Below are 11,488 nucleotides of genomic sequence, written 5' to 3'. Positions count from 1 at the left end.
GTTCCGTCACAATGGGTGCCCGGCGACCGGGGTAATGGACGGTTGTGCGCCCGTCCGAACGGTTCGGGTCGGTTCGCGACCGCAGCGGGCGACGAGGCGAACGTTCGTCCCCCGTTCGCGAGCCCGCGGCGTCGACGCCGACGGCACGTCGTTTCGACCGGGAGGTGACCGGGTCCGGTGAGTGGCCACCCCGAGGGTCGAGGGGCGCCCGTCGTGACCGTGGCTACCGCCAAGTCGTCCAGGTGAGAAACACCAGCGCGACCGTCTCACACACACGCAGGAGCGTCATCGCGAGCTGGGCGAGGGCGGGAATCTCGGTCACCCAGACCCGGAGCGTCGGCTCGAAGAAGTAGAAGTAGAACGCCATCCCGTTCTCGAGAAAGAGGAAGCCACCGAACAGGAGCAGTCCGAGCGCGAGCGGCGAGCGAATCTGGGCGTAGTTGCGGCCCCAGACGTAGACGAGGCTCAGCAACAGCAGGAGGTTCACGCCGATCGCCACGCGGGCGACGTCGACCCAGACCGTCATCTGCCCCTCCCTTTCCAACCTGCCGGCAAATAGCTGTTCACATCGTGTCGAGGACTCATTCCGTGGCCTCCGTGCTGCCGTTCGCGTCGAACCCGTCCAACTGCTCGAAGATGGTCTGAACGGTGTCCTGGTGGCTTCGGACGCGCTCCGAGGGGAGGTACACCGCCCCGTACTCGTCCCCGCTGTTCTGGACGATGTCGTTCTCCAGGAGCACCTCCAGATGGTGCTGGACGGTCTTGTAGTCGAGGTCCAGCGCGTCCGCGAGTTGATTCGTGTTGCGAGGCCGCTGCTCCACGGCACGCAGAATTCGGGCCCGGTTCGGCCCGCCCCGCGTCCCGGTGAAGACGTACCACAGCACGGCCTCCATCTACAGCCGCCCCATTGGCGGGACCGACGGCGCCTCGCCTTGTAAGTACGTCGACAGCCGGATGCCGGCAATAGTGGACACGAACGGTCACGAATCGGGGGTTGAGCGGTCTCCGTCTCCGACGCCGCTCAGTCGTCCCCGTCGGTCACGGTGATGGTACTCCGGTTGAGCACCGGTTCTCCGTCCATCGTGTACGGGCCGTCGGCCTGGCCCTCGCTCTCGACGAAGTCGTAGGTGTCGTTCTCGTTCGTGTCGAAGTGCGGCATGGCGTACAGCTGCTCGCCGTCCTCCAGGCTGTCCCGGTCGAAGTCGCCGCCGGGGACGCCCTCGAACAGGGTTACCTCGATGTCCTCCGTGCGGCCGGCCTCGAGGTATTCGGAGACGCCGACGACGCTCTCCAGGACCTCCCCGTCGAGGAGGGAGGCGTCGTGGATGGCGACGAACCCGCCCTCCGAGAGGTCGGCGTACGGGAGGTGGACCGTCGTCCCGTCGCTCTTCTGGCGGGGGAAGCAGGTCTTCGCGGTCGGCATCTCCTCGGCTTCGACCGTGACCATCCCCTTGTCGACGACGGCCTGGCCGTCCATCGTGTACGGACCGTCGGCCTGGCCCTCGCTCGTGAGGAAGTCGTAGGTGTCGTTGTCGTTGGTGTCGAGGTGCGGCATCGCGATGAGCGTTTGGTCCTCCTCCAGCATCGAACTCTCGAAGTCGCCGCCGGGCACGTCGAACAGCGTCACCGTCACGTCCTCGTGTTCGCCGGCGCCGAGGTACTCGGAGACGCCGATGACGCTACCGAGGACGTTCCCCTCGAGCAGCGACGCGTCGTGGATGGCGACGAACCCGCCCTCCGAGAGGCTGGTCGAGGCGACCGAGACCGTCTTCCCGCCGGTCGTCTGGTCGTCGAAGGTGACCGAGGCGGTCGGCTTCGACTCCATCGACTCGACCGTTATCGCCGCCTTGTCGACGACGGCCTCGCCGTCTGCCGTGTACGGGCCGTCGCTCTCGCCCTCGCTCGCGACGAACTCGTAAGTCTCGTTGCCGTTCGTCTCCCGGTGGGGCATCGCGATGAGCGGCTGGTCTTCCTCGAGCATCGACTGCTCGAACTCGGCGCCCTCGACGCCCTCGTACAGAGACACCTCGACGTCCTCGTGGGTGCCCGCCTCGTAGTACTCGGAGACGCCGATGACGCTACCGAGGACGTTCCCCTCGAGCAGCGACGCGTCGTGGATGGCGACGTAGCCGCCCTCGGGGAGGGTCGCGGAGGTGACGGTCACCGTCGAGCCTTCGGTCGTCTGGTCGTCGAACGTCGCGGCGGCCGTCCCGGAGTCGGACTCCTGTGCGACGGCGGTGCCGCCGAGAGCCAGGCCGGCACCGGTGGCGGCCGCGACGCCGAGGAACGTCCGGCGCGAGGACGTGTTAGATGAGTCGGTACTGTCTGTGGCTGGGGTCTTCTCTGACATGGCTGGGGTTTCGTCCGGGGTCGGACATGTGTAGCCGGGGGCGAGACACTAAAACGGATTTTGGCAGCTTCGACGGATTTGTAGCCCAATTTCGACCCAATTTCAGCCACGCGTTCGGCTCTCGGGTTCGGAGGTGGTCGTCTGTCCACGTCGCGGGCGCCCAGCTATCGCTCGTCGGCCGAGGTCACGGGCGGGCCGACCCGATTCCCACGTAGCGGTCGCTAGTGAGACGGCGAACGCGGAGAAGCGAGCGACAGCGGACGGTCGTCGGCGGTCGGCAGTCAGCGTCGTCGGGCCATCGCCAGCAGACCGACGACGAGCGCCACCAGCGCGAGCAGTGCCGAGAACCCGGGCACGGTCGTGGAGCTGGTTCGGTCCTGTGCGGACGCCCGCTCGGTCTCGGCTTGGGCTCCGGCCTGTCCGCCGGTGCCGACGGCCGTCTCGGTCGCCCCCTGGACTGCCTGCCCGTCGTCGACCGCCGTCGGTTCGCCGTCGGCGTTCGTGTCCGTGCTCTCGCCGGTCTGCCCGGACTGGACCGCGACGGTCCGCTCCTGGGCCCCGAGCGCGAGGCGTCGGTCACCCGCCTCGGCGAAGCTGTGAGCGAATCGGAGGGTGGCCTCCTCGCCGCTCGCGAGCGTCACCGTCCGTTCGGCGACGACGGTCCCGTCGACCCGGAGCGCGATGGTCCGCGTGTGGTCGACGACGTCCGTGTTCGACACGGTCGCGAGCACGGGCGTCGAGGTGCCGACGGTCGGCGTCCCCGACACCTCCACCGAACGGATGCCGAGCCCGCCGTCCTGCCCGACCGCCGGGCCGGCCGACCCGCCCCCGCTGCTCCCACCGTCGCCACCGCCGCCTGTGCCGGCGCTCCCGGCGTCCTCGGGCGTGGACTCAGGTGTGGATTCGGGCGTCGATTCTGGGGTGGATTCGGGCGTGGACTCCGGCGTCGATTCGGGTGTCGATTCTGGCGTGGACTCCGGCGTCGATTCGGGCGTCGCCGTCGGTTCCGGTGTGGACTCCGGCGTCGGTTCGGGCGTGGACTCCGGTGTCGCCGTCGGTTCCGGAGTCGGTTCCGGGGTCGGTTCGGGCGTCGCCGTCGGTTCCGGAGTCGGCTCCGGCGTCGATTCCGGGGTCGCCGTCGGCTCCGGCGTCGATTCCGGGGTCGCCGTCGGCTCCGGCGTCGGTTCCGGGGTCGCCGTCGGCTCCGGCGTCGGTTCCGGGGTCGGTTCGGGCGTCGCCGTCGGCTCCGGAGTCGGTTCCGGCGTCGCGGTCGGGTCGTCGCCGCTGCCGGCAGTCGAGGAGACCGCGGCGAGGCTCGCGCCCGCGTCGACCAGGCCGTCGCCGGCGGCGTTCGGTCCGCCGCTGACCGGGGCCGCCGTGTCCGTCATGACCGACTTCACCTGCGTCGGCGAGAGGTCGGCGTCGGCCTCGAGGAGGACGGCGGCAACGCCGGCGGCGTGGGGCGCGGCCGCGGAGGTGCCGGTGAACTGCCCCACCGAGTCGGTGCTGACGCCCGCGGGGGCGACGAGGTCGGGCTTCGTCCGTCCGTCGACGGTCGGCCCGCGCGAGGAGTAGTCGGCGACGCGGCTCCCGTCGGCGGTGGTCGCCCCGACCGTAACCACGTCGGGGTTCGTCGCGGGCAGCAGCACGCTCCCCTCGGCGGTCGCGTCCTGTCGGAGCCGGTGGCCGTCACCGGCGTACAGGTCGAACTGGGCGTCCGAGGGGGCGTCGTGTGCGCGGATGGCGGCGTGGAACACCGGCCCCTCCCCGGTCTCGTACGAGGAGGCGTCGAAGGCGTCCACCCAGTGACTGGAGACGAGTTCCCACGGCTCCTGGTGGCCCGTCTGGCGGACTGAACCGCTGGCGACGACGTTCTCGTCACAGAACGTCGGCTGGCCCTCGGCGTCGGTACACTCCATCTCCGTCGTGTTGGTCAGGTAGAGGTCGTAGTCCGCGTCCGTGCGGGGCCACGCGTCCCACTGCAGCGAGAGGGACACGTCGGAGTGCACGTCGTCGTGTGGCGCCGGGAGCACGACGTCCGTGGTCTCCCGGTCGCCCGCGAAGTTCTGCCAGCCGTCGCCGTCGGGGTCGCTCCACTCGCCCGACCAGTGTTTTCCGTCGCCCGCGTTGCCCGCGGAGACGAACCACGTCGTCCCGTCGGCGACGCTCTCGGAGATGGCCTCGTCCATCCGCGAGCTCCCGTCGAGTGCACCCGCGTGGCGCCAGTTGCGCGAGAGGCTCACCACGTCGGCGTCCGTCTGCCCGTCGACGTACCGAATCGCGCGGTACAGCTGGGTCTCGGTGTTCGCTCGGACGAGCACGAGGTTCGCGTCCGGGGCGGTGTCGGCGAGAATCTCGGCGACCGCCGTTCCGTGGAGGCCGGACTGTCCCCGACCGATACCGTGACCGGTGAAGTCCCTCGTCGCGGTCACCTGGTCCGCGATTTCGGGGTTCGACGTGTCGAACCCGTCGTCGATGATGACCACCGTGGTCCCCTCTCCGGTGTAGCCGGCCTCGTGCGCCGCGGAGAGGTTCATCGTCTCGACACCCTCGCTGGTGACGCTCCCGGCCGACTGCCGGACTGTCGACCCGCCGACGCCGAGGTCGGACGCGGCTCCACCGTCCGTACGCGTGTCCGCTCCCGCCCCCGCGAGAGTGGTAGAACGCTCGTCGGCGTCGGCACCGCTCGTGGCACCGGTGGCGTCTGTCGGGGACGAGGCGAGGGCGAACGGCACGAAGCCGGCCGTGACCACGACGAGCGCGACTAGCACGCCCACGGCCCGCCGGCTTCGCGCGGAGGTCTGTGATGACATGGTTGCTGGGGTCGACCGGCGACGGCGTCGTCGGTGGCACCCGACCCGGAGGCGCGACGACCAGTCGTCGCCCCCGGACGTCGTCCGACGCCGCCCGGTCGCTCTACCGACGTCAACAGATGCATCCCCTTTGCTAAGTGGCGGTTACCGGCTGTTTACGCGGTACCCAAACCCATGAAACGGTTAGAATTTTTATATAAAACTAGTTCGAACCGCGGTGAAAGCAGGTGGCGGCCGACCCCTCCGCCGACTGGTCCGCTCCCCGACCGAATCGCCGCTCGGACCACCCGCCCGGCGTGGGAGCACAGTCGGACTCGCCGGAGCCGTGCGAGGAACCTTCGAGACGGGTGACTGAGGCGGGAGCCTTAGGTGAACGCCGGTCGAACCAACCGACATGATAACGGTCCTCGGCGACGCTCACGCGGACGACCCGGAGAACCGGGCGTCCCTGATGGCGGCCTACGAGGCCGCCGACGCTCCGGTTACCCTTCAACTCGGCGACCTCGGCCACTACGACCTCCCGACGCCGACGTACTTCGTCGCCGGCAACAACGAGGACCTCGACGTGGTCGATGCCCTCCGCGAGGGCGACGACCCCGACGTGGAGGGGGTCTCGAACCTCATCCTCGTCGCCAGTCGAGCCTTCGAGATCGGCGACCTGAAACTCGCCGGCCTGTCAGGCAACTACGCGCCGACGCAGTACGAGAAGTCCCGCGAGGAGCTCGTCGGTGCTCGCCGTCGCCACTTCGTCGAATCCGAGGTGGAGGCCGCAATGGGGCTTCACGACGTGGACGTGTTCCTCGCCCACGAGGCGCCACACGGCGTTCTGCACACCGACGGCTACGACGTCGGCTGTCGGCCGATGGACCGGATTCTGAGCGAGCTCGAACCCGACCTCTGTCTGGTCGGTCACCACCACCAGCACGCGGAGGGGAGCTTCGGCGACACGCGTGTGGTGTGTCTGGCCCCCGTCACGGAGTCGTACTACAGTCTCGACCCCGACACGCTCGGGCTGGAACGGACCGAGACACCGGAGCCGAACGAAGCGGAGCGGTAGGGCGGAGGGGACGAGCCGGCCGGCGCTACTGCGAGGCCGCCATCCGCGCCCACTCGTCGCGCCAACTCTGCATGTTCGCGGCGAGCTCCTCGTAACCGTACTGCACCGGCTCCTCGGGCACCTTGACGTACTGCTGGTACTCCTCCGGCAACGACGCGTTCGAGACGGTGGGGATGCCGACGTTCTTCACGGCGGTCTCGCGCTGGACCTCCGGCTGGAGCAGGAAGGAGGTGAACTCGTTCACGAGGTCGTCGCGCTCGGTCGTCGCGAACTTCCCGATGCCGTCGACGTAGGCGTACCCCTGGTTCTCGAGGAAGGCTATCTGGTGGCGGCTCATCGGCTGGTCCTCGGCGGCGGCGTACACCTGGTCCGTCGAGAACGAGACGACCATCGGCGCCTCGCCCTCGGAGTACGCCGCGTAGGCGTCGCTCCACGAGCCGAGTACCCGGACGCCGTTGTCGAGCAGGCGCCGCCAGTAGTCGAGGTACGAGTCGGCCCCCTTCTGCATGAGCGACCAGAGTAAGAAGAGGAGCCCCGTCGCGGTGCTCTCGGGGTTGGCGAGCAGGAGGGAGTCCGCGTACGCCTCCCCCAGGAGGTCGTCGAACGAGGTCGGCGCCTCGACCGCTCCCTCGTCGTAGACGAGACAGACGTAGGACGCCCCGGTCGGGAGCACGCGGTTCTGCGGGTCGAACCGGAAAGCGTCCTCGACGTTCCCTACGTTCTCCACCTGTGAGGTGTCGAGCCCCTCGAACAGCGGCGTGTCGTCGTCGAGCGTCGCGTCCGCGCGCACGAGGTCTTGCGGTGTTACCCCGAGGTAGGCGTCGGCCTCCATCGGCGCGCCGCGTTGACGGCGCTGGATGAACTCGTTCAACTCGTTCTCGCGGACGACCCACTCCAGGGTCTTCCCGGTGCGCTCCTCGAACGCCGTCTTCACCCACTCACCGGCCGAGGTGCTGGGCGCATCGACGAACGCCTGGTACGTCCCGACGCGGAGCGTGTCGGCGGTGCCGCCACCACCGGTCCCCGGCACGAACCTGGTACAGCCCGCCAGCCCGACGCTGGCGGCGCCCGCACCGGCGAGGAACGCCCGGCGTCGAATCGACGTGTGGCGGCTGTCCGCTCCGGCGGTCGACCGGCCGTCGAATCGAGCGGTCGACCGGTCGTCGTGCCGGTGGTCGGCGTCGCGGCTCATCGTCGGCTCCGGGCCTCCCGGCCGAGGTGGGCCTCCACGCGGTCGACCTTCTCCTCGACGCCGAGCTGCTCCTCACGGAAGTGGTCGACTTTGAGGCTCGTCAGGACGCGGCGGGCGTCGACGGCCTCGCTCGCTGCCTGCGCGGCGGCGAACACCTCGTCGAGGTCGTCGGCCTCGATGGTCGTCTCCATCGGGTGGGTCTCGTACTCCACGTCGAAGCGCTCCAGCGCGTCGATTGCCTTCGCAATCTCCGCGTCGAAGTCGGCGTCCGGGTCGCCGAGCGGCGCCACGGTCAGCGCGGCGGTGACGGTCATACCCGACGGTAGTCGACACGGAGTAATATAACCAAGTGATACGCGCGCGGCTCGGGGTCACTCCTCCACGAAGGCGTCCTGGGGGAAGTGAGCGGGACCGAGGGAGAAACCGTGAAGCGACGGAGAACACGGAGCGAACGGAACGTTTCGAGGCAGGGAGTCGACGGAGGACGGGAAGCGACCGTGTCGAGGAGGAGGAAAAGGAGCGGGAACGAGGGAGCGAGGCCGGGGGCCGGGAAGGATGCCCGGCGCCTCACTCAGCCCTCGATTCGGCCAGACGCCGGTGCGCTCGACTCGTCGGCGGTGTCGGCGACGCTCCCGTCCGTCGTCGGCGACCACTCGCCCACGTGCCCCTCGCAGAACGCGGCGCGGCTGCGGTCGGGGGCGTAGCTCCGTGTGTTCGCCTCCGTACCGGTGTGGGCGAGCCGCCGGACGCTGTAGTCGGCGGCGTCGCCACAACAGAGACACGACCCCTCGTCGGCGCGTTCGAGGAGGTCCGCACCGCAGTCCACACAGAGTTCGCCGAGCCAGTCGAAGGAGTCGACCGGGCCGAGCCGATACCGGTGCTCGCCGGGCTTTCCGAGTTCGTCCGCGCAGGTCAGGCATTCCGACATAGTACACCGTGTGGGCGGGAGTGGGAAACCGGATGCTCCCAAAGGATTAGGTACCGACTCCGGCCTCCGAGGACCGGACGACGCCGAGCGTATAACACACCTTGTCGTTACGTGGTCGGTCACGTGTGAACGGGGACGAGCCACCCACGCTTATGTCGTCCATCGAACGAGACCCCACCATGGGTGCACTGTCCTCCCTCCGAACCGGCGGCCGGGCCGCGCTGCGGAACCCGGTCCTGTTCGGTGTCGCCGCGCTGTTGAGCCTCCTCCAACTCCCCCAGTTCGCGCTTCAACTGCTCGACCCGTGGCTCGCGAGCGTCGGGTCGCTGCTGTTCACCGGCGTGTTCGTGTTCGTCCTCCCCTTCTTCATGGGTGGTATCCTCGGGCTCGCGAACGAGGCGGTCGACGGCGAGACCCGCTTCGCCACGTTCGTCGAGTCCGGCAAGGCGCACTACGTGTCGCTGTTGGCCGTGTACCTGGCGGTGCTGGCCGTGAGCTTCGTCTTCGGTATCGTCGTCACGATTGCGGCGGTCGCCATGGGAGTCGCCGCCGTCGCCGGCGGCAGCGGCGGGGGTCTCGCCCTGTTCGGTGTCGGGGCCGTCGTCCTGCTGGTCGCGCTCGTCGGCTTCCTCCTGTTGTTCTTCCTGCAGTTCTACGGACAGGCCATCGTCGTCGACGACCTCGGCGCGGTCGACGGGCTGAAGCGCAGCGCGGCCGTCGTCCGCCGGAACCTGCTCAGCACGTTCGGCTACACGCTGTTCGTGAGTCTCGTCGGCGGCGGGTTCGGCCTCGTCGTCGGCGTGACCTCGGCGCTACTCACCACGCCGACCGGACCGGCGCCGACCCCCGCGGCGCCGACGGTCGGCGTCGCACAGCCGTCGCTCGCTCTCGTGGCCGTCCTCTCGGCCGTCGTCCTCGTCGGCGGGACGCTGATGGGCGGCCTGTTCAGCGCGTACTCCGTCGCGTTCTACCGCGATATTCGGGGCGCGACGCCGAGCGTCTGAGCCGGCCGGACGGCCGTCCCGTCGCGGTGTTCTCCGCATTCGTTCGCCGTCGACGACAACCCGAAGTCAGCTTCCCCGCTCCGTCTCGACCGACCGCTCCCGCTCGGGCGCGCCGTCGCGGTCGGCACCGACGCCCTCGACTCCGCCGGCGTTCTCAAACCCGGAGTCGGACGCCGTCGATGGCTCGTCGACCGCTCCCCCCTCGTCGAGGAGCCGGTCGAGTTCGCGCTCGAACGCGGCCTCGTCGAGGTTACCGTCGACGTACCGACGCTGGAGGCGGGAGACCGCGTCGGTGTCGTGTCTGGTGAGCGGGGCGAAACGGTCCGCGAGGCGGAGGCGCTCCGCCCACCAGTGCTCGGACTCGGCCTCGACCGCGCCGAGGTAGAGTCGGTCGCCGACGGCTAAGGCCGCCCGGGAGAGGACGAGCCACACCACCGCGACACAGAGGACGACGGTCGACTGGGTGAGGAAGGCGGCCGCCACGAGCCACGGGAAGAGGTCGGTCGCGACCGCCGCGGAGGCGCCGAAGACCAGCAACGCGCCCGCGCCGACGACGCCGACCAGGAGGGAGAGCACGACCGCCAGGGCGACGACCAACAGGGAGAGGAGGTGGCGGCTGGACCAGGAGTCGGTCATGAGTACGGATGAGGCTCCGCAGGGAGTAATACCTCACGTCGGGCCGGCGGTGACCGGACCCTCGGCGTCGGGCGAGCCGACGAGCGATGGAAAGACGAAACGGCAATGGAAGGACGAGGCGGCGGCAGGAAGAGGGAACGACGGCGGAGGACGAAACGGCGGCAGGAAGAGGGAACGACGGCGGAGGACGAAACGGCGGCAGGAAGAGGGAACGACGGCGGAGGACGAAACGGCGGCAGGAAGACGAGAACGACGGCGGAACGGCGCGTCACCACGGAGTCGGCCGACGGCGCAGGGCCCGCGCGGCGGCGCGGGACCGGCCGACGACACGGTACCCGGTGGGGCCGTCGCTCGTGAATCGGGGTGCGCCGCAGAACTCCGTGCCGCTGCTCAGTCGCTCGCGACGACGATGCGACCGTTGCTCTCGACGGTGACGCGCTCTTCGGGGAGCGTGAACTCGAAGCTCCACTCCGTCTCGTCGGCCGAGCGGGACTGGAGGTCGTCCAAGGCTCCGAGGTCCACCGTCCTGCCCAGGACGGTGTCACCGGCGAGGGCGACGGGGTCGACCTCGCGGAACTCGGCGACCGCGAACGCGACCGCGGTGCTGAGCGCCTGGTCGTCGTCCGCGCGGTAGACGAGTCGGGACGGACTCGTGACCGGGTCGGCGGTGCCGTCCGGGTCGTCCGTCGTGTCTGTCGTGTGTGGTGCGGTCGCCTCGTCCTTACCGTCGATGGTGTGCCGATATTCTAGCATTCGAAGTCCCCCCTCGCTGTCGACAGCGCAGACAAACGGATGACACCTAATAAATCTTTGTCAGACGAGCTTCGTACTTAGTACTAGACGTATCGGAGTGAAACTGGTGACACAGCCCGTAGAACCGGCGAAAACGACGAGCACAACACGTTTTATCCATCGGCACGCCCTCTCTAGGGAGCGTATGACGGACGTACTCGTCGTCGGCGGCGGTCCCGCCGGCCTGAGCGCAGCACTGTTCACGGCGAAGAACGGGCTCGACACCCTCGTGCTGGACGGGGACGGAACGTGGATGCACAAGGCGCACCTGTTCAACTACCTCGGCCACCGGAGCCTCTCGGGGAGCGAGTTCATGGAGGTCGCCCGCGGGCAGGTGCGCGACCGCGGCGGCGACGTCCGGACCGACGAGCCCGCGACCGGCGTCGAGACGACCGACGACGGCTTCCGGGTGACGACCGACGAGGGGTCGTACGAGAGTCGGTACCTCGTGCTCGCGACGGGTGCCAAGCGCGACCTCGCCGAGGAGCTCGGCTGTGACTTCGACGGCGACCTCGTCGACGTGGACCTCTCGATGGAGACGAGCGTCGAGAACGCCTACGCGACCGGCGCGATGGTCCGCGCCGAGGAGTGGCAGGCCATCATCTCGGCGGGTGACGGCGGCGCCGCGGCGCTCCACATCCTGAGCAAGGAGGAGGGCGAGCACTTCCACGACTTCGACACGCCCGACGACGTGCCGGAACTGTAACGGTCGTCCG

Annotated in this window: 12 protein-coding genes; 3 read left to right on the top strand and 9 right to left on the bottom strand. The window is 69.3% G+C overall.

From position 1 onward, the window contains the following. Nucleotides 1-223 precede the first annotated feature (223 nt). From N5095_RS06555 to N5095_RS06540, 4 genes are all read right to left on the bottom strand, one after another. Nucleotides 224-526 carry a DUF8036 family membrane protein gene (locus tag N5095_RS06555; RefSeq protein WP_267621949.1) on the bottom strand — a complete coding sequence of 101 codons (303 nt, stop codon included), beginning with the start codon at nucleotides 524-526 and terminating at the stop codon, nucleotides 224-226. A 55-nt stretch (nucleotides 527-581) separates the two neighbouring features. After that, entirely contained in the window at nucleotides 582-893 is a 312-nt protein-coding gene (locus N5095_RS06550; protein WP_267621948.1) for an ArsR/SmtB family transcription factor, read from the bottom strand. A gap of 128 nt (nucleotides 894-1,021) precedes the next feature. Continuing rightward, nucleotides 1,022-2,350, bottom strand: coding sequence for a DUF7282 domain-containing protein (locus tag N5095_RS06545; protein ID WP_267621946.1), 1,329 nt, complete (start codon nucleotides 2,348-2,350; stop codon nucleotides 1,022-1,024). A gap of 281 nt (nucleotides 2,351-2,631) precedes the next feature. Then, complete coding sequence (locus tag N5095_RS06540) at nucleotides 2,632-5,163, bottom strand: S8 family serine peptidase (RefSeq protein ID WP_267621945.1); 2,532 nt, start codon at nucleotides 5,161-5,163, stop codon at nucleotides 2,632-2,634. A gap of 397 nt (nucleotides 5,164-5,560) precedes the next feature. Between N5095_RS06540 and N5095_RS06535 the strand changes: the two genes are divergently transcribed. Further along, nucleotides 5,561-6,220: a metallophosphoesterase family protein gene (locus N5095_RS06535; protein WP_390203035.1), complete on the top strand. Its 660-nt coding sequence runs from the start codon at nucleotides 5,561-5,563 to the stop codon at nucleotides 6,218-6,220. Between the two features lie 25 nt (nucleotides 6,221-6,245). On the opposite strand, the gene N5095_RS06530 is transcribed toward N5095_RS06535, so the two are convergent. From N5095_RS06530 to N5095_RS06520, 3 genes are all read right to left on the bottom strand, one after another. Continuing rightward, entirely contained in the window at nucleotides 6,246-7,319 is a 1,074-nt protein-coding gene (locus N5095_RS06530; RefSeq protein WP_267623010.1) for a thiamine ABC transporter substrate-binding protein, read from the bottom strand. An 89-nt stretch (nucleotides 7,320-7,408) separates the two neighbouring features. Further along, nucleotides 7,409-7,726: an MTH1187 family thiamine-binding protein gene (locus N5095_RS06525; protein WP_267621943.1), complete on the bottom strand. Its 318-nt coding sequence runs from the start codon at nucleotides 7,724-7,726 to the stop codon at nucleotides 7,409-7,411. A 257-nt stretch (nucleotides 7,727-7,983) separates the two neighbouring features. Then, a complete protein-coding gene (locus N5095_RS06520; RefSeq protein WP_267621942.1) occupies nucleotides 7,984-8,340 on the bottom strand; it encodes a hypothetical protein in 357 nt (118 codons plus the stop codon). A gap of 179 nt (nucleotides 8,341-8,519) precedes the next feature. Here N5095_RS06520 and N5095_RS06515 point away from each other — a divergent pair, with 179 nt between their 5' ends. Continuing rightward, the gene (locus N5095_RS06515) at nucleotides 8,520-9,344 is read left to right on the top strand and encodes a DUF7847 domain-containing protein (protein ID WP_267621941.1); all 825 of its coding nucleotides are present in this window, start codon (nucleotides 8,520-8,522) and stop codon (nucleotides 9,342-9,344) included. Nucleotides 9,345-9,410: 66 nt separating this feature from the next. Here N5095_RS06515 and N5095_RS06510 read toward each other — a convergent pair whose 3' ends face one another. Next, nucleotides 9,411-9,980: a hypothetical protein gene (locus N5095_RS06510; RefSeq protein ID WP_267621940.1), complete on the bottom strand. Its 570-nt coding sequence runs from the start codon at nucleotides 9,978-9,980 to the stop codon at nucleotides 9,411-9,413. 390 nt (nucleotides 9,981-10,370) lie between these two features. Then, nucleotides 10,371-10,733 carry a HalOD1 output domain-containing protein gene (locus N5095_RS06505; protein ID WP_267621939.1) on the bottom strand — a complete coding sequence of 121 codons (363 nt, stop codon included), beginning with the start codon at nucleotides 10,731-10,733 and terminating at the stop codon, nucleotides 10,371-10,373. Between the two features lie 184 nt (nucleotides 10,734-10,917). Between N5095_RS06505 and N5095_RS06500 the strand changes: the two genes are divergently transcribed. Continuing rightward, a complete protein-coding gene (locus tag N5095_RS06500) occupies nucleotides 10,918-11,478 on the top strand; it encodes an FAD-dependent oxidoreductase (protein WP_267621938.1) in 561 nt (186 codons plus the stop codon). Nucleotides 11,479-11,488: the final 10 nt, after the last annotated feature.

It is taken from the genome of Halobium salinum (assembly GCF_026586625.1).
Lineage (GTDB): Archaea > Halobacteriota > Halobacteria > Halobacteriales > Haloferacaceae > Halobium > Halobium salinum.
The sequence above is the reverse complement of the archived record's forward strand: the minus strand, read 5'-3'. Positions and strand labels throughout refer to the sequence as shown.

Bases quoted from the DNA above. Each gene is read 5' to 3' on its own strand.
- N5095_RS06555 (WP_267621949.1), bottom strand. From the start codon at position 526: ATGACGGTCTGGGTCGACGTCGCCCGCGTGGCGATCGGCGTGAACCTC.
- N5095_RS06550 (WP_267621948.1), bottom strand. From the start codon at position 893: ATGGAGGCCGTGCTGTGGTACGTCTTCACCGGGACGCGGGGCGGGCCG.
- N5095_RS06545 (WP_267621946.1), bottom strand. From the start codon at position 2,350: ATGTCAGAGAAGACCCCAGCCACAGACAGTACCGACTCATCTAACACG.
- N5095_RS06540 (WP_267621945.1), bottom strand. From the start codon at position 5,163: ATGTCATCACAGACCTCCGCGCGAAGCCGGCGGGCCGTGGGCGTGCTA.
- N5095_RS06525 (WP_267621943.1), bottom strand. From the start codon at position 7,726: ATGACCGTCACCGCCGCGCTGACCGTGGCGCCGCTCGGCGACCCGGAC.
- N5095_RS06520 (WP_267621942.1), bottom strand. From the start codon at position 8,340: ATGTCGGAATGCCTGACCTGCGCGGACGAACTCGGAAAGCCCGGCGAG.
- N5095_RS06515 (WP_267621941.1), top strand. From the start codon at position 8,520: ATGGGTGCACTGTCCTCCCTCCGAACCGGCGGCCGGGCCGCGCTGCGG.
- N5095_RS06510 (WP_267621940.1), bottom strand. From the start codon at position 9,980: ATGACCGACTCCTGGTCCAGCCGCCACCTCCTCTCCCTGTTGGTCGTC.
- N5095_RS06505 (WP_267621939.1), bottom strand. From the start codon at position 10,733: ATGCTAGAATATCGGCACACCATCGACGGTAAGGACGAGGCGACCGCA.
- N5095_RS06500 (WP_267621938.1), top strand. From the start codon at position 10,918: ATGACGGACGTACTCGTCGTCGGCGGCGGTCCCGCCGGCCTGAGCGCA.